The organism is Rhizobium sp. BK176 (assembly GCF_024808055.1).
The window spans coordinates 53,774-71,386 of sequence record NZ_JANUBV010000021.1 but is presented as its reverse complement, the minus strand read 5'-3'; the positions used below and the strand labels follow the sequence as shown (position 1 = coordinate 71,386).

Below are 17,613 nucleotides of genomic sequence, written 5' to 3'. Positions count from 1 at the left end.
TCCTTAGGCCGCTTCTGCCGCTGAACCATAGAGCGCGTCCTTGAACGGCTGCGGACCAACGCGACGATAGGTTTCGAGGAATATTTCCGACGGCTCCTTGCGGATTGTCAGATAGGTATTGACGATCGTTTCGATCGCGTCGGTCACCTTGTCCGGCTCGAAGCCGCGACCGATGATCTCGCCGATCGACGTATGCTCGTCGCCCGAACCGCCAAGCGTGATCTGGTATAGCTCAGCGCCCTTCTTTTCGACGCCAAGCAGGCCGATATGGCCGACATGGTGATGGCCGCAGGCATTGATACAGCCGGAGATCTTGATCTTCAGCTCACCGATTTCAGCCTGGCGATCCGGATCGCCGAAGCGCCGGGAGATTTCCTGCGCAACGGGGATCGAGCGCGCATTGGCAAGCGCGCAGTAGTCCAGCCCGGGACATGCAATGATATCGGTGATCAGACCGGCATTGGCTTCGGCAAGGCCGATGGCAACCAGACCGCGATAGACAGCCTCGAGATCAGCAAGTGCCACATGCGGCAGAATCAGGTTCTGCTCATGGCTGACGCGAACTTCGTCAAAGGCGTATTCCTCGGCGATATCGGCCACCGCATCCATCTGGCTGTCCGAAGCATCGCCCGGAATGCCGCCGATCGGCTTCAGCGAGATCGTCACCATGCCGTAGTCGGGATGCTTGTGCGGCTGCACGTTCTGCTGCACCCAGCGGGCGAAAGCCGGGTCGGCCTTCTTCCAGCGAGCCAGGTTTTCCCATCCTTCGGCACGGTCAGGCAGAGCCGGCGGCGCGAAATATGTAGCAATCGCTTCGACATCGGCCTCGGGTAGCTTCAGTTCGGAGTCCTTGAGTTCCGCGAACTCGGCCTCGATCTGACGGGTCAGCTCTTCCGTGCCTGTTTCGTGCACGAGGATCTTGATGCGAGCCTTGTATTTATTGTCGCGGCGGCCGTTGAGATTATAAACGCGGACGATCGCGGTCGTGTAGGACAGCAGGTCCTCTTCCGGCAGGAAGTCACGGATCAGCTTGGCGATCATCGGCGTGCGGCCCTGGCCACCACCGACGTAAACGGCAAAGCCGATTTCGCCCTTCTCGTTCTTCTTCAGATGCAGGCCGATGTCGTGGACCTGGATCGCCGCGCGGTCGCGCTCGGCGCCGGTGACGGCGATCTTGAACTTACGCGGCAGGAACGAGAATTCCGGATGGACAGAAGACCACTGGCGCAGAATTTCGGCGTAGGGACGCGGATCGGCGACTTCGTCGGCTGCAGCGCCGGCGAAATGGTCGGCGGTCACGTTGCGAATGCAGTTTCCCGACGTCTGCAGAGCGTGCATTTCGACGGAGGCGAGCTCGGCCAGCGCATCCGGGATCTCGGACAGCTTCGGCCAGTTGAACTGCAGGTTCTGGCGGGTCGTGAAATGGCCGTAGCCACGGTCATACTTGCGCGCGATATGGGCGAGCATCCGCACCTGGCGCGAGCTCAGCGTGCCGTAGGGAATTGCGATACGCAGCATGTAGGCGTGAAGCTGCAGATAAACACCGTTCATCAGGCGCAGCGGCTTGAACGCATCCTCGGCAAGCTCGCCGGAAAGGCGGCGCTGGACCTGGTCGCGAAACTGCTCGACGCGCTCGGCGACAAAAGCGTGGTCAAATTCGTCGTAACGATACATCTGCTTCCTCAGACTGCGATGAATGCGGGGTCGGCGGGCTGGTAGCCCGGCGCGTATTCCATGGTCGGACCCTGGGCGCGAATGCGCTCGCGAAGACGCAGCGGCCAGAGCACGCCATCGGTCTCCTGAACCTCGACGACGGCGACGTCCACCACCTGGTTGTCGGCATAGGACTTCTTGCCGATCGCTTCCAGAGCCGCGACGGCCTCGGCGTGACGAGCCACAAGGGCTTCCTGCAGCGAGGTAACCCATTCGCCGTTGGCGTTCAGCCAGACGGCGATGCCATCCGTCAAGCGGTTGGCGGTGAGAACCTTGTCTACCATGTTCAGCTCCTTGCAAATTCCTCGGACCGGGCGCGTTCGCGCACAAGCGGTTCCGACAGTTCGAAATTGGCGCCTGCGACCGCATCGCCGATAATAACCATGACCGGACCGGTCAACTCGTCACGGTGCTGCAGGTCGGGAAGATCCCGCAGAATACCATGCAGCAGGCGGCGATCGGAACGGCTTGCATTCTCAATGACGGCGACGGTCGTTTCCGCAGGCAGGCCTGCCTGCATCAGGCGCTCGGCGACGGATGCCGCGACGGTGCGACCCATGTAGACGGCGATCGTTGCGCCCGAGACCGCAAGGCTCGCCCAATCCGGCAAGACGTCACCGGTCAGATCGTGGCCAGTGGTGAAGACCAGCGACGACGCCACGCCCCGCAGCGTCAGCGGCAGTTCGAAATCGGCGGCAGCGGCGAAAGCCGACGTGATGCCTGGTACAACTTCATAGGAAATGCCTGCAGCCCGCAGTGCAGCCATCTCCTCGCCTGCCCGGCCGTACACGAGCGGATCGCCGGACTTCAGACGAACCACGCGCTTGCCTTCGCGACCGAGATGCACGAGCAGATCGTTGATCTCTTCCTGGGACTTCGAATGGCATCCCTTACGCTTGCCGACAGACAAACGCTCGGCGTCACGGCGGCCCATATCGACGATTTCCTGCGGCACGAGGGCGTCGTAGACGATGACATCGGCCTCCATCATCACACGCTGGGCGCGCAGCGTCAGCAGATCCGCGGCACCGGGACCGGCGCCGACGAGCCAGACGTGGCCCTGGACCTTTTCGGCGGACTGCAACAAGCCATTGGCCGCACGCCGCGCCTGCGGCAGGTTCTCGTTCGCGACAGCATCGGCGACAGCGCCTGAGAAGAAGCGGCGCCAGAAAAGGCGGCGGGCAGCGCCCTTGGGCACAATCTGCTCGACAGCCTTACGGTAACCGATCGCGAAATCGGCAAGACGACCGAGCGACGGCGCAAGCAACTGATCGACCTGTGCACGGATCATCTGCGCCAGAACCGGGCCGGCACCTTCTGTGCCGATAGCGACGGCCACCGGCGCACGATTGACAAGCGCTGGCGTGAAGAAGTCGCAGTAATCAGGCTGATCGACGGCATTGGCCGGCACCTTCTCGGCGCGCGCCGCCTCAACGATGGCGCGATCCTGCGCAGCATCTCCGGTCGCCGCGAAGACGAGTGTTGCTCCGACGATCTGTTCGGCAGCAAAGCCTGATCGTACGGTCTCGATCCGGTTGGCGATCAGAAAGGCATGGTAATCGGCCTCAGGACGGTCCGTATAGGCAACGATCCGCGCCTGGGTATTGAGGAGCAGGCGGACCTTGGCGAAGGCCTCGTCGCCATTGCCGAAGACAGCCGCGATCCTGCCTTCAACGCGGAAGAAGGCAGGAAATACCGACAGTTGTTCAGTCTTGGGAGACATCATCAATCCATTTCGAAGTTGCCGGAATATGCACTCTCTGCCCAACCAAATGAAGAAACAGAAATTCCAATGCCCGCGCGGGCGCGTATTCTTTTACTCGGTCTTCCAATGATTTGAGTAAAAGTCACCGGTGCGGCGCAGCGGACACACCTGCGTCTGCCGCAGCGCAGCAGAAAGACTGTGACAAATCCCGCTCGCTGTCGAAATCGGCGTTTGCCTCGCCTGCCGCTGCCGTTAGAGTGCAGCCACCAAGGAGAACGCCATGCCCGATAAGACTATCGCCGCCCGCCTGCTCAACGTCATGGAAAAGGAGATCCTGCCGATGACCGAACGCGGCGTCGCTGCCGGCAACAAGGTGTTCGGCGCCGCGATCCTGCGCAAATCAGATCTCTCGCTCGTCATCGCAGAGACCAACAACGAGCTTGAAAATCCGCTGTGGCATGGCGAGGTGCACACGCTGAAGCGCTTCTACGAACTGGGCGAAAAGCCGGCCACCAAGGATCTCATCTTTCTGTCGACGCACGAACCCTGCACCATGTGCATGTCGGCTATCACCTGGGCCGGGTTCGACAATTTCTACTATTTCTTTAGCCACGAGGATTCGCGCGACGCCTTCGCCATTCCGCACGACCTCAAGATCCTGAAGGAGGTTTTCGGCCTGGAACCGGGCGGCTACAGGCGCAGCAATGCATTCTGGAACAGCTTTGCCGTCGCCGATCTGGTTGAGACCGAAGACGAGCATTTGAAGGCCGAGTTGAAGGCACAGACTGCGCGCATCAAGGCGCGTTACGACACGCTCTCGAACAGCTACCAGGCATCGAAGAGCGACAACGACATTCCACTGAACTGAGTGACCATGGAAGCCTCCAAAGACATTTCCCGCCTGATCGAGATCATGGCCGCGCTGCGCAATCCCGAAACTGGCTGCCCGTGGGACATCGTCCAGACCTTCGAGACAATCAAGCCCTACACGATCGAGGAAGCGTACGAAGTCTCCGACGCGATCGAGCGCAATGACATGGACGACCTTTGCGAAGAGCTGGGAGACCTGCTGTTGCAGGTCGTTTTCCACGCACGCATGGCGGAAGAGGCAGGCGAGTTCTCATTTGGCGACGTCGTCGAGGCGATCACGCGGAAAATGATCCGCCGGCATCCGCATGTCTTTGCCCGTTCCGATGCAGACACGCCGGATGCGGTGAAGAAGCAGTGGGATGATATCAAGCAGGCCGAAAAACGCGAGCGCGCGGAACGACGATCCAAGCGCGGCCTCGGCGAGGATTTCAACGCTGGTTTCCTGGGGTCCGTCCAACGGAGCTTCCCTGCCCTCACCGAAGCGTTGAAGCTCCAGGAGCGCGCCGCAAAGGTGGGATTTGATTGGTCCGCTCCTGAACCGATCCTCGACAAGATCGAGGAAGAGATTGGCGAACTGCGCGTTGCGCTGGCTGATGGGGATCAAGCAAAGGTCAGCGATGAGCTCGGCGATCTTATCTTCGCGGTCGTCAACATTGGCCGGCACGTAAAGGCCGATCCTGAAGACTCATTGCGGGGTACTAACACGAAGTTTCGCCGACGTTTCAATCATATAGAAACGGTTCTTGATGCAGAAGGCGAGACACTGGAGGCTGCGAGTCTGGAGCGGATGGAGGAAATCTGGCAGGCAGCGAAGGCAATCGAACGGCGGCTGGGCTGACCCCAGGACACCTAGCGCGAAGACAGTCGCTTGCGGAAGCGCGAAGCCGGTCGTCCCGGCGGGCTTGCGTTAGCGCTCCCAGTCCTCTTTAGCGGCTTTCGTCCCGTTGCCAAGGCGACGTTCCAGTTCGACCGCTTCAGCTTCAGACAGGCGCACGTCAAGTGTGATGGAGCCGTCTTCATTGTCTTCGCGGCTATCGACAATCGCATGATCGTAAAGCCACGGCAGCAGCGCGAGCCTGTCGACAGGCAGGCGTACTGTCGCCTCCGTCAGCACGCCCGACAGCCTGCGGCTGATCTCTCCCATTAGCGTATCGACGCCCTCGCCGCTGATCGCGGACAGGGCGACGACGTTCTCGGCACTACTTGCCTTCTGCACGATCGCATCGTGCGCTTCCGGCTCAAGGCGATCGATCTTGTTCCAGACTTCGATGATCCGCTTGTCGCCCTCTTCCTCGTCGATGCCGAGGTCCTTCAAGATGCGGAGCACGTCGGCACTCTGCGCCTGATTGTCGACGTCGGACATGTCGCGGACATGAAGGATCAAGTCCGCTTCCAACACCTCTTCCAGCGTCGCGCGGAAAGCGGCGACAAGATGGGTCGGAAGGTCCGAAATGAAACCAACGGTGTCTGAGAGGATCACGGTACGGCCATGTGGCAACTTCATCCGGCGCAGCGTCGGGTCGAGCGTTGCGAAGAGCATATCTTCGGCAAGCACGCCTGCACCCGTGATGCGGTTAAAAAGCGTTGACTTGCCGGCGTTGGTATAGCCGACGAGCGCAACGATGGGATGTGGCACCTTCTTGCGCTTCGCGCGATGGAGTTGGCGCGTGCGCACCACCTGCTCAAGCTCACGCTCGAGCTTGATGATACGGTCTTGCAGCAAACGGCGGTCGGCTTCGATCTGGGTTTCACCGGGACCACCCATGAAGCCACCGCCACCGCGCTGGCGTTCAAGGTGGGTCCAACTGCGGACCAGACGGCCCTTCTGGTAATTCAGGTGCGCCAGATCGACCTGCAGCGTGCCTTCCTTGGTCGACGCGCGTCGGCCGAAGATCTCAAGGATAAGACCGGTGCGGTCAATAACCTTGGCGTTCCATTCCTTCTCGAGATTGCGCTGCTGCACTGGTGTCAACGGGTGATCGACGATCACGAGGCCGGAATCGTTGGCATCCAACGTTGCCTTGATCTCTGCGATCTTGCCGGTGCCCATCAGCGTCGCGGGCCTCGGATCGTTGACGGACACGATAGTGCCGTGCACGACATCAAGGTCGATAGCCTGGGCAAGGCCAGTCGCCTCTTCCAGGCGACTTTCTGGTGTGCGTGTAACCAGGGGCGTAGAATCGCCGCCTCCCCGCCCAGCACGCGGCTGTTTGAGCACAGGCACGACAACAGTCGCGCGCATATCATCCCGGTGCTTTAAAGCTTCCGGGATGATCGAATCGTTCTTGGTATCGCGTGTCGAGATAATTGCAGGTCCCGTTAGGAGGCGGCTTCTTCGTTTTCGAACATCTGCATCGGTTGGCCGGGCATGATGGTCGAGATTGCGTGCTTATACACGAGTTGCGAATGGCCGTCACGGCGAAGCAAAACACAGAAGTTGTCGAAGGACGTAACGACGCCCGTCAGCTTAACGCCGTTAATGAGAAAAATTGTCAGGGAAATCTTTTGCTTGCGAACAGTATTGAGAAATAGGTCCTGCAAATTCTGAGAACGTTCCGCCATCGCGCCGCTTCTTTCTTTATTGCCGGCTTTGTTTTGCCGGTGGAATACTAATCAACCTCGCCTGCAGGCAGCTGACAACCCTCATCCCCTCTGCCCAGAAAGTCTTGGTATCAAATCGCAATCTTTTCCGCAACGTCGAAAAAGGCTTCCCGGATTTTCTGGGAGACACTGCCGGGATGGCCATTTGCGATCGTTTGCGCATCGATCGACACAACCGGAAAGCAGATGCTCGTGGCAGCTGTGATGAAGACTTCGCGTGCGGCGAGCATCTCCGCGACCGAGAATTTCCGCTCCTCGATTCTCACTCCCAGCTTGGCTACCACGTCGATCAGCGTCGTGCGGGTGATGCCGCGGAGGATACCGCGGTCGGCCGGGCGCGTAACGAGTGTGCCGTCACGATCGACGATCCAGACGTTGGTGGCGGCTCCCTCCTTCACCATGCCGTCCGCGTCGACATAGATCGCTTCCTGCGCACCGGCTTCTTTCGCCTGCTGGCGCGCCAGGGTGTTCGGCAGGAGGCCGACGGACTTGATGTCGACTCGGTCCCAGCGATTGTCCGCAACCGTGATCGCCTTGATGCCCGTCGCATTCTTTTTCGCGATAACAGAGGGATCCGTGCTCTTGGCGGTGATCACCAGGGAGGATGGCGTTCCCTCGACTGGAAACACATGGTCACGTCGCGCAACACCGCGGGTGACCTGCAGATAGAAGAGGCCGTTACGAACCCGATTGCGTCGCACAGTTTCGCGAATAACTCGAGTCAACGCATTGCGGCTCATCGGCCAGGCAATGCGCAACTCACCCAGTGACCGCTCCAGCCTGTTCAGGTGGCGGGTAAGATCAACAATATAGCCGTGTCTTATCTCGCAGACTTCGTAGACGCCGTCAGCGAACTGATAGCCGCGGTCTTCGATATGGACCATCGCATTCGCGTGTGGGACATAGCGGCCGTTTACGTAGGCTATTCTGGGCATGGAAACCTGTGCGTGGATATGTGCGGGAAAATGGGAGACGGCGCCGCAGCGCCATCTCAATCAAACGCCGAGCGACTTCAGCTTGCGGTGCAGAGCCGAGCGCTCCATGCCGACAAACTCCGCCGTGCGCGAGATATTGCCGCCGAAGCGATTGATCTGCGCAATCAGGTAGTCCTTCTCGAACATTTCGCGCGCTTCGCGAAGCGGCAGCGTCATGATGTGATAGTCGTTCTTCGCCGAGACTTTCGGAAGCATGTCGCCGAGGTCGGTCGGCAGCATTTCCGCCGTAATAGGCGCATCAGGGCCGTCCGAACGGGCGAGAATCATCAGCCGCTCAATGTTGTTGCGGAGTTGGCGGATGTTGCCCGGCCAATCATGGGCCTGCAGCACGGCCATCGCGTCATCGCCGATCCGGCGCGGGCGGATGCCGGCCTGCTCGGAGATCTGCCGCATCAGTTGGTCGACTAGGAACGGAATGTCCTCGCGCCGTTCGGCGAGTGCAGGCACGCGCACCGGTACGACGGCAAGGCGATGATAAAGATCTTCCCGGAACCAACCCTCGGCGATGCGGGTCTCCAGGTTGTAGGCTGTCGACGATATGATCCGAACATCGACCTTCACGCGCTTGGAACCGCCGACGCGCTCGAACTGCTGATCGACGAGAACACGCAGGATCTTGTTCTGCGTCTCTCGCGGCATTTCGCCGACTTCGTCCAGGTAGAGAATGCCGCGGTGCGCCTCTTCCAAGGCGCCGATCTTGCGCGGCTGGCCCGGAGAGCCTTCCGTACCGAAGAGAGCGATCTCCATGCGGTCGGGCGTGATGTTGGCGGCGTTCAGCGCCACGAATGGGCCGTTTGCACGCGTCGACTTCTTGTGGATCATACGCGCGACGAGCTCTTTGCCGGAACCCGACGAGCCGAAAATCATGATGCGGCTGTTGGTGGGCGATACCTTTTCGATCGTCTGGCGGAGCTGCGAGACTGCAACGGAGGTACCGATAAGCTCGACCGGATCGCCGGCCTTGCGCTTCAGTTCAGAGACTTCGCGCTTGAGCTTTGAATTCTCAAGCGCGCGCTCGGCGATGAGGATCAGTCGGTCGGCCTTGAACGGCTTTTCGATGAAATCGAAGGCCCCTCGCTTGATCGCCGACACGGCGGTCTCGATGTTTCCGTGGCCGGAGATCATGACAACAGGAATGTCCGGGTGCCGTGTCTTTATCTCGTCGAGCAACGCCAGACCGTCGAGCTTGCTGCCCTGCATCCAGATGTCCAGAAAGATCAGCCGCGGGGCGCGATCGGAGATCGCAGCCAGCGCACTGTCGCTATCATGTGCGGTGCGGGTCTCATGTCCTTCATCAGACAGGATACCGGAGACGATCTCGCGGATGTCGTGCTCGTCATCGACGACCAGAATATCAGAGGCCATAAACGCTTTCCTTGTCACTTGCGGCCAGGGCGGACGGCGCGGCTTCCAGACGTGGCAGTTGCACGCGGATCATAGCCCCTCTTCCCTGGTCGAAATCAGCGGGCGCATCGTGAAGTTCGAGCTGCCCGCCATGTTCCTCAATAATCTTCTTGACGATCGCTAGTCCGAGGCCCGTGCCCTTCTCGCGCATCGTCATGTAGGGTTCCAGAATTCTGTGGCGGTTCTCCACCGGTAGACCGCGACCGTTATCAATCACATCGACGGTAAAGCGGTCGCGTACCGGGTCGAGCGAAGCTCTTACCAGGACCTTGCGCTCGTCGCGTTCTCCGCTCGGCACCGCCTCGATCGCTTCAACCGCATTCTTGATCAAATTGCCGAAGGCCTGACCAAGCATGCGGCTGTCGAACTGCCCTTCCAGCGGCTGGTCACCCAGTTCCTGCAGGAAGTTCACATGACTATTGCCCATCTCGCGCAGGAACACGGCATCGTGCAGGATCTTGCGCAGATCGCTTGGCTCCTTGGTCGGCTTCGGCATCCGGGCGAAGGAAGAGAACTCGTCTACCATGCGGCCGATGTCGCCGACCTGCCGGATGATCGTTTCCGTGCACTGATCGAAGACGCTGCGGTCATCCTGGTTGATCTGTTTGCCATAGCGGCGCTGGATGCGTTCTGCTGACAGCTGAATCGGCGTCAGCGGGTTCTTAATCTCGTGGGCAATACGGCGAGCGACGTCGCCCCATGCGGTCGAGCGCTGCGCGATGACAAGGTCAGTAATGTCATCGAGCGTAATGACATAGGATTCGCTCATGTCGCGCACTTCTTCGCGCGTGACCTGCACGCTGAGCGTCCGGACGGTCCCGGCTCGGACAAGGGCAATCTGCTTGCGGAAATCGCCGCGGTAGCGGGATGCGGCTTCCGTCAGGACCTGGTCGACTTCAGGTGCGATCTCGGAGAGTTGCTTGCCGAGCATCTCTGAGGCCGAGAGGGCCATCAGCGCTTCCGCCGAACTGTTGACGATTGTGATCCTGCGGTCGTGCTCGACGCCGATAACCGAGGCCGTGACGCCGGAAAGGACCGCTTCGATGAAGCGTCGACGGTCGTCCACCTCATCCTTGGCCTCCAGAATTTCATCACGTTGCGTGCGAATTTCCGAGATCATCTTGTTGAAAGTACGTGACAAGTTGGCAACGTCGCCGTCCACAGCATGAACGGGAACAATGATATCCATGTTGCCAGAAGCGACACTGTCGGCGGCTGTAATCAACAAGCGGATCGGACGCACGATGCGGTCGGCGACGGCGATTGCTGTCCAGATGGCGGCCAGCAGAACGATCAAGGCAAAGCCGATGTACAGAACCGCGAAGGCGATCTGCAGCGAGAAGCGCCCCGCCTCCATCGATTTGTACTCGGTGGCGTTCTCCTCCATCATCCGCATGGCGCCCATAACCTTCGGGTCCACGGCGCGAACAGTGTAGAGAAACGCCCCATCGATCGCCTCAAGCTTGATGATGGCGCCGACGAGGTTGGTGATGCCTGGCGGGATCAGGGTCGGCTGTCCGGCGGCCGCCTTATCCAGAGCGTCCTGAGGAATCGCCGGCAATGGCTTCTCGGTCTTGATATCGGCCTGAATGATCACAGAACCGTCAGACTGGACAAGGAAGGCGCCAAGAAGCCCGCGTCCACGGGCCTGCCGAGTCATAAGGTCGGAAAAGCCCGTGCGATCGAGATTGAACAGCGCTCGGTTGCGTTCGAGGTCATTCGCCATCGACACCGTCTGGCCTTGCAAGTAGCTCGCATTCTCCATCATGTAGGCCTGCCCGATATTGCGGGAGGAACTGATGATCGACTGCGTCCGAAGCGCAAACCACCGGTCGAGGCCGGCGTTCAGCGTGATGCTGGCGAAGATGGCGACGAGGATCGCCGGAGTGATCGCGACGATCGAGAAAAGTACAACGATGCGGATGTGAAGCCGCGCCGCCGCTCGCCCGCGTTTGCGTGCCTTGAGCAGGCGAGAGACCTCGCGCGCGATCAACGCCATTAGGCCGAGCACGAAGAACGAGTTCACGACGACCGAGGTGACCACGACGTGATAGGTCGGCGCGATAGGTGTCAGCCCCAGCAGCACGAACAGCGTCAGCGTGGCGCAGAGAAGCGCACCACCGGCAAGAATCAGGCCCGGCAGCGCAAACAGGGCACGGCGATCGGTCACTGCCGTGACAGCTTCGCCTTCCGCCGGCGGCGGCACTGCATCCTGTTCCATTCGCTTAATTCTCCTGGCGGCAGACACTCGCTTCCGCCGCTCCCGCGGACAGGCGCGGAAACCGTCAGCCTGCCTGTGCGACAACAACCCGTGTCGTTGCGCTCTTAGACAGCTGCGAAAACCCGAGCCCCATGCGTGACTTCTAAGCAACGCATTGTGGCGAAAATGCAACGTCGCCGGTCACATTGTCAAGCAGTTCGGGAGCTTCTATACACCGATACGCCCAGCTCTCTGATCTTCTTGCGCAGCGTATTGCGGTTCAGTCCCAAGAGATCGGCAGCCTTGATCTGGTTCCCGCGCGTCGCGGTAAGGGCAGCAAGAATCAGCGGGTACTCCATTTCCGTCAGCACACGGTCGTAAAGTCCCGGCGGCGGCAGGCCGTCGCCGAAACCGGCGAAGTATGTCCGCATGTTTTCTTCAACAGCTTGGGCGATCGTCATGTTGCCATTGCGGATCGGCCCCTTGTCGATAGGGCTGTCGGGCACATCCGACCGAAGCTCGGCTTCGATGATTTCCCGGGTGATCACATCCTGTGGATAAAGTGCCATCAGCCGCCGAATGAGGTTCTCCAGCTCGCGCACGTTGCCCGGCCAGGCATAGGCCTTCATCAGATCGAGCGCTTCCTGATCGAAACGCTTGGAGCCAAGTCCCTCCTTTTCCGCCTGCTGGACGAAGTGGCGCACCAGATCCGGTATATCCTCGGCACGATCACGCAGCGGCGGCAGACGCAGTGGAACAACATTCAGGCGGTAGTACAGGTCCTCGCGGAAAAGCCCCTGATTGATCGCCTGCTTCAAGTCCTTGTTGGTCGCCGCGACGATCCGAACGTCGGTACGGATCGGCGTGCGCCCCCCGACTGTGGTGTATTCGCCCTGCTGCAGGACGCGTAGTAGCCGCGTCTGAGCGTCCATCGGCATATCGCCGATTTCATCGAGGAACAGCGTGCCGCCTTCTGCCTGCTCGAAGCGGCCGGTGGAACGTGTCTGGGCGCCCGTGAATGCACCCTTCTCGTGGCCGAATAGCTCGGATTCGATCAGGTCGCGCGGAATTGCAGCCATATTGATGGCGACGAACGGTCCGTTGCGGCGCTTGCCATAGTCATGCAGCGCCCTCGCCACAAGTTCCTTGCCGGTACCAGATTCGCCGGTGATCATCAGCGTCAGATCGGTCTGCATCAGGCGAGCAAGGACGCGGTAGATTTCTTGCATCGCCGCCGAACGACCGACAAGCGGCATACCGTCCTGCATGTCCTCGTCGAGCTTGGCAGGTTTACGCTTCGGCTCGGCCAGCGCACGGCCGATGATACCAATCAGTTCGGTCAGATCGAACGGCTTCGGCAGATAATCGTAGGCGCCCTTCTCGGAAGCCTTGATCGCTGTCATGAACGTGTTCTGGGCGCTCATGACGAGGACCGGGAGATCGGGACGCGCTTTCTTGATCCGCGGCAACAGGTCAAAAGCATTCTCGTCCGGCATTACGACATCGGTCACGACAAGATCGCCTTCACCCGCCGACACCCAACGCCAGAGCGTGGCGGCGTTGGAGGTAATTCGCACGTCATAGCCGGCGCGGCTCAGAGCCTGATTAAGCACGGTACGAATTGCCGCATCATCATCCGCGACGAGGATCGTTGCTGTCATCGAGTAGGTCCTGTGGGAGTTATGGTCGTTGCGTCGTCCATCGATGCGTCCTTGGAGGCCGGCATCAAGACGCGGAATGTCGTGCGGTTGTTCTGGCTGTCGCATTCAATGATGCCGCCATGATCACCGATAATCTTCGCGACGAGCGCGAGGCCAAGCCCACTGCCGTTCGTCTTCGTCGTAATGAATGGATCAAACAGATGCGGCAGGAGGTCAGCTGGCACGCCGGGACCGTTATCCTGAACACAAAACTCCAGCGGCAACGAGATCTTTTCGCGGGTCCCGGCGACCGACAGACGAATGCCGGAGCGATAAGCCGTCGTTAAAACGATCTCGCCATCCGGGCGATCGCCCACAGCCTCAGCGGCATTCTTTACGAGATTGAGGAACACCTGCACGAGCTGATCACGGTTTGCGTAGACCGACGGCAGCGACGGGTCGTAGTTCTCGGTAATCCGGAGGTGCCGCGCAAATCCGGCCTTCGCCACGGCCTTCACATGATCGAGAACGGAGTGAATATTGACTGGTATCCGATCAACGGGCCGCTCGTCCGAGAAGACCTCCATACGATCCACGAGCGAGACGATGCGGTCGGTTTCGTCGCAGATCAGCCGCGTCAAAGCGCGGTCGTCATCAACGACCGATTGCTCCAACAGCTGTGCCGCACCGCGAATGCCAGACAGCGGATTCTTGATCTCATGCGCCAGCATAGATGCAAGCCCGGTGACCGAGCGGGCCGCCGCGCGATGCGTCAGCTGCCGATCGATCTTGTCCGCCATAGATCGCTCCTGGAAGACAATCACGACGGAACCCGGATCGCTGACAACAGGGGCAACATACAGATCGACGAGCTTGTCCTGCCCGAGGCGCGGGGAGCTGAGGTCGACACGATACTCGTTGATCGGCGCCCGCCGTTCGCGAACCTGATCGATCAAGGCCAGCAGCGGACTGCCGAACGGAATGAAGGTCGAGATCTTGTAGCGGGCAAGGTGGGCGGCGCTTGCACCGAAGAAGGCCTCCGCCTCCCAATTCGCGAAAGCGACGAGGCCGGCCTCGTTCACCATCACGACCGGATTCTGGATCGCATTGAGTACAGCGATCGCAACTGCGCTACCGCCGTTGTCGATCGACGATGGCACGTCATTCGTCATGCAGCCTCCCGGGTCTGCGTGTTCGATGCCGCAGCCATCAATGCCTCGTAAAACCTTGCAGCTACCTCATCGGGCTCGCGCGCGGTCATGATCGCGGCCTTCTCCTGCGCAGCAAGACCAGGCGCGAAACGTTCGAGATACCAGCCAAGGTGCTTCCTTGCATGGCGAACGGCAACTGCCTCACCGTAGAACTCGAGCATCATTCTGTAATGCTCGGTGGCGATGTCGGGGACTTCCCACACTTCCGGCGCCGTCTTGCCAGCCAGTACGCCGGCATGCCATGGCCTGCCCTGACAGCTTCTGCCAATCATGACGGCATCGGCTCCCGAGCGACGCAGGATCTCATGTGCATCTTCGACGGTTTCGACATCGCCGTTTGCAACCAGGGGCACCGCAATGGCATCGCGAACCGCGCGGATCGCATCCCAGTCGGCCCGGCCTTCGTAGAACTGCATGCGCGTGCGGCCGTGGATGGTGATCAACTGGACGCCAGCGTCTTCTGCTCGACGTGCGATATCGGGCGCGTTGATTGAATTCTCGTCCCAACCGAGCCGCATCTTCAGAGTTACGGGAACGCTGACCGCCTTGACTGTCGCCTCAATGAGGCTGAGGGCATGGTCAGGATCGCGCATCAAGGCGGAGCCGGAGTAGCCACCAATCACCTTTTTGGCGGGGCATCCCATGTTGATATCGATGACGTCGGCGCCATGATCGGCAGCGATCTTCGCAGCCTCGGCCATCCAATGCGCTTCACGGCCAGCGAGCTGCACCATGTGGGGCTCAAAACCCGCGCTTTCGAGGCGCGCCCATGATTCGGCAGTGCTATTGACCAGTTCACGGCTCGCAACCATTTCCGTGACCACAAGCCCGGCGCCATAACGCCACGCCAGCTGCCGGAACGGCATGTCCGTCACGCCGGACATAGGGGCCAGAACAACACGGTTCCTGACTTCCACAGGTCCAATCCGCAAAGGTGAAGCGAGGTCAAAGTCCAGCAATTGATTATCTTTCAGGCACGCCGAATGCGTGCACTATTTTTAGACAGGTTTGAATGGCTTGCCAAGAGGGCAGTGCGCGAATTGATATTTTTCGGGCAAATGCTGGAATTCGGTGCGCCAAGCCGCTAAGCACCGACTGCAAAGTCGCGCTTTGAGGATTTATGCCGCAAATGCATCAAAAGCAACCAGCAATAGGTGTTGTCGTTGTCGCGGCCGGACGCGGCGAGCGCGCAGGCGCGTCGGCAGAGGGCCCGAAGCAGTATCGGGCGATTGGCGGTAAGCCTGTGATCACGCACACACTGGAAAAGTTCGCCAGCTGGGAGCTTACCCGCCACATCGTCGTGGTCATCCATCCCGACGACGAGGCCCTGTTTGCCAAGGCCGCCGCTCAACTCCAGTCCGGCACGCAGATCGAAGCTATTCACGGCGGCGCAACGCGACAGCAATCCGTTTTGGCGGGACTGCGCCATTTGCGCGGCAAGAACCTCTCGCATGTTCTGATCCACGACGCCGTGCGGCCTTTCTTCGATCATGCGCTTCTTGATCGCATCGCCGGCTTGCTCTCGGAGGGCGTGCCGGCAATTCTCCCCGCCATGCCCGTTTCCGACACGCTGAAGCGAGCTGATCTCGACGGAACGGTACTCGATACCGTTTCCCGCTCTCACCTCTACGCAGCGCAGACGCCGCAGTCCTTCGCCTTCGAGCCGATCCTCGCCGCCCACGAGAAGGCGGCTGCCGCAAACCTCACCGATTTTACCGACGACGCCGCCATTGCCGAATGGGCCAGCCTGCCGGTGCGCATTATCGAGGGACTGGCGGACAATGTAAAACTGACGGTCAAACGGGACATCGCCATGGCAGACAGCAAACTTTCAGGACAGGCACTTCCGGATGTGCGCACCGGCAACGGTTACGACGTCCACCAGCTCGAGGCCGGCGACGGCGTAACGCTCTGCGGCGTGTTCATTCCGCACGACCAAAAGCTCAAGGGCCACTCCGATGCGGACGTGGCTCTGCACGCCCTCACCGATGCATTGCTTGCCACTTGTGGCGCGGGCGATATCGGCGATCATTTCCCACCATCGGATCCGCAATGGAAGGGTGCACCGTCTCGCATCTTCATCGAGCACGCGGCCAAGATCGTGCGGGAACGCGGCGGCACAATCATGAACGCCGACGTGTCGCTGATCGCAGAGGCGCCGAAGGTCGGGCCGCATCGCGACGAGATGCGCGCCAAACTGTCCGAGTTTCTCGGCATCACCATCGACCGATGCTCGGTGAAGGCAACGACGAACGAGACGATCGGCTTTGTCGGTCGGCGCGAGGGTATCGCGGCGATCGCCACCGCAACGGTCGTCTATCGGAGCTCCTGAGATGAGTATCTTCCCTGACGATATCATCGTGCAGGCAGAGGCAATCATTCGCGACTTCGCAGCCTCGGGCCTGATGGTCTCGATGGCGGAATCCTGTACCGGCGGGCTGATTGCCGGCGCCTTGACTGAAATTTCAGGATCGTCTGCTGTCGTGGACAGAGGTTTCGTCACCTACACGAATACCGCCAAGATGGAGATGCTTGGCGTGCAGGCGGAAACGCTGATCCGGTTCGGCGCAGTCTCGGAAGAGACGGCGCGGCAGATGGTGCATGGGGCCCTCTTCCGCTCCCGCGCAGCCATTGCGGTCGCTGTCACCGGAATTGCCGGGCCCGGCGGTGGATCGGCTGAAAAGCCGGTAGGCCTTGTCCACCTAGCCGCGAAGTCGCGCGCGGGCGGCCTTATCCATCGGAAGATGCTCTATGGCGACATCGGTCGCGCTGAAGTACGGCTTGCGACGGTCAGAACCGCGCTCAGCATGATCCGGGAACTGGCTCAGCCGTAGATCTTCGTCGCCCGCGTTTCGAAGGCTTCCGAGAACATCCGGAAGGCGCGATCGAACATCGAGCCCATGACCGCGCCCAGGATGCGGCTCTTGAACTCGTAGTCGATGAAGAAGTGGACGTTGCTGCCCGTAGCCGTATCCTCGAAGCGCCAGCGATTGTCGAGATAACGGAATGGCCCGTCGATATATTTGACCTCGATGACGCGTTCGGCCCGGTTCAAAAGCACCTGCGTCGTGAAAGTCTCGCGAATCGCCTTGTAACCGACTGTCATATCGGCGATCAGCAGAACCTTGCCGTCACGCTCCTTGCGACTGCGAATGCTCAGCGCCTCGCAGAGCGGAAGGAATTGCGGATAGTGCTCGACGTCGGCGACGAGGTCGAACATCTGATCGGCAGAATGCGGGACGGGGCGATGCGTTTCGAACTGAGGCATGACCGG

16 protein-coding genes are annotated in these 17,613 nt (G+C 60.3%); 4 read left to right on the top strand and 12 right to left on the bottom strand.

Translation table 11 applies throughout. The features are described from left to right. Window positions 1–3: 3 nt before the first annotated feature. From FHT76_RS34390 to cysG, 3 genes are read right to left on the bottom strand one after another with little or no spacing between them, the layout of a single operon-like run. Window positions 4–1,674 (bottom strand): nitrite/sulfite reductase, encoded by a 1,671-nt coding sequence (locus FHT76_RS34390; protein WP_183864201.1) that lies wholly within the window; start codon window positions 1,672–1,674, stop codon window positions 4–6. A gap of 8 nt (window positions 1,675–1,682) precedes the next feature. Continuing rightward, a complete protein-coding gene (locus FHT76_RS34385; RefSeq protein WP_016553863.1) occupies window positions 1,683–1,997 on the bottom strand; it encodes a DUF2849 domain-containing protein in 315 nt (104 codons plus the stop codon). A 2-nt stretch (window positions 1,998–1,999) separates the two neighbouring features. Continuing rightward, window positions 2,000–3,436, bottom strand: coding sequence for a siroheme synthase CysG (gene cysG / locus FHT76_RS34380; RefSeq protein WP_183864227.1), 1,437 nt, complete (start codon window positions 3,434–3,436; stop codon window positions 2,000–2,002). 262 nt (window positions 3,437–3,698) lie between these two features. On the opposite strand from cysG, the gene FHT76_RS34375 reads away from it, so the two are divergent. Together FHT76_RS34375 and mazG are read left to right on the top strand one after the other, a co-directional pair. Then, on the top strand, window positions 3,699–4,286 hold the full coding sequence (locus tag FHT76_RS34375) for a nucleoside deaminase (RefSeq protein WP_183864200.1): 588 nt from the start codon (window positions 3,699–3,701) through the stop codon (window positions 4,284–4,286). Between the two features lie 6 nt (window positions 4,287–4,292). After that, window positions 4,293–5,126 (top strand): nucleoside triphosphate pyrophosphohydrolase, encoded by an 834-nt coding sequence (mazG, locus tag FHT76_RS34370; protein ID WP_183864199.1) that lies wholly within the window; start codon window positions 4,293–4,295, stop codon window positions 5,124–5,126. A 69-nt stretch (window positions 5,127–5,195) separates the two neighbouring features. On the opposite strand, the gene hflX is transcribed toward mazG, so the two are convergent. The 8 genes from hflX to dusB form a co-directional block, all read right to left on the bottom strand. After that, complete coding sequence (gene hflX / locus FHT76_RS34365; RefSeq protein ID WP_183864198.1) at window positions 5,196–6,530, bottom strand: GTPase HflX; 1,335 nt, start codon at window positions 6,528–6,530, stop codon at window positions 5,196–5,198. A gap of 77 nt (window positions 6,531–6,607) precedes the next feature. Then, window positions 6,608–6,850 carry an RNA chaperone Hfq gene (hfq, locus tag FHT76_RS34360; protein ID WP_064692060.1) on the bottom strand — a complete coding sequence of 81 codons (243 nt, stop codon included), beginning with the start codon at window positions 6,848–6,850 and terminating at the stop codon, window positions 6,608–6,610. Between the two features lie 110 nt (window positions 6,851–6,960). Continuing rightward, window positions 6,961–7,824, bottom strand: coding sequence for a D-amino-acid transaminase (locus tag FHT76_RS34355; RefSeq protein ID WP_183864197.1), 864 nt, complete (start codon window positions 7,822–7,824; stop codon window positions 6,961–6,963). Window positions 7,825–7,884: 60 nt separating this feature from the next. Next, on the bottom strand, window positions 7,885–9,249 hold the full coding sequence (locus tag FHT76_RS34350) for a sigma-54 dependent transcriptional regulator (protein WP_183756917.1): 1,365 nt from the start codon (window positions 9,247–9,249) through the stop codon (window positions 7,885–7,887). Then, the gene (locus tag FHT76_RS34345; protein WP_183864196.1) at window positions 9,239–11,509 is read right to left on the bottom strand and encodes a PAS domain-containing sensor histidine kinase; all 2,271 of its coding nucleotides are present in this window, start codon (window positions 11,507–11,509) and stop codon (window positions 9,239–9,241) included. The genes FHT76_RS34350 and FHT76_RS34345 overlap by 11 nt, the downstream gene beginning before the upstream one ends. A gap of 188 nt (window positions 11,510–11,697) precedes the next feature. Next, entirely contained in the window at window positions 11,698–13,149 is a 1,452-nt protein-coding gene (ntrC, locus tag FHT76_RS34340) for a nitrogen regulation protein NR(I) (protein ID WP_016553855.1), read from the bottom strand. Then, window positions 13,146–14,300, bottom strand: coding sequence for a nitrogen regulation protein NR(II) (locus FHT76_RS34335; protein WP_183864195.1), 1,155 nt, complete (start codon window positions 14,298–14,300; stop codon window positions 13,146–13,148). The genes ntrC and FHT76_RS34335 overlap by 4 nt, the downstream gene beginning before the upstream one ends. Continuing rightward, window positions 14,297–15,298 carry a tRNA dihydrouridine synthase DusB gene (gene dusB, locus FHT76_RS34330; protein WP_405049297.1) on the bottom strand — a complete coding sequence of 334 codons (1,002 nt, stop codon included), beginning with the start codon at window positions 15,296–15,298 and terminating at the stop codon, window positions 14,297–14,299. The genes FHT76_RS34335 and dusB overlap by 4 nt, the downstream gene beginning before the upstream one ends. A gap of 161 nt (window positions 15,299–15,459) precedes the next feature. On the opposite strand from dusB, the gene FHT76_RS34325 reads away from it, so the two are divergent. Together FHT76_RS34325 and FHT76_RS34320 are read left to right on the top strand one after the other, a co-directional pair. Further along, entirely contained in the window at window positions 15,460–16,671 is a 1,212-nt protein-coding gene (locus FHT76_RS34325) for a bifunctional 2-C-methyl-D-erythritol 4-phosphate cytidylyltransferase/2-C-methyl-D-erythritol 2,4-cyclodiphosphate synthase (protein ID WP_183864194.1), read from the top strand. Window position 16,672: 1 nt separating this feature from the next. After that, on the top strand, window positions 16,673–17,173 hold the full coding sequence (locus FHT76_RS34320) for a CinA family protein (protein WP_183864193.1): 501 nt from the start codon (window positions 16,673–16,675) through the stop codon (window positions 17,171–17,173). Here the strand turns inward: FHT76_RS34320 and FHT76_RS34315 are convergent. Continuing rightward, the gene (locus tag FHT76_RS34315; protein ID WP_113363054.1) at window positions 17,164–17,607 is read right to left on the bottom strand and encodes a type II toxin-antitoxin system RatA family toxin; all 444 of its coding nucleotides are present in this window, start codon (window positions 17,605–17,607) and stop codon (window positions 17,164–17,166) included. The genes FHT76_RS34320 and FHT76_RS34315 overlap by 10 nt on opposite strands. Window positions 17,608–17,613 lie beyond the last annotated feature (6 nt).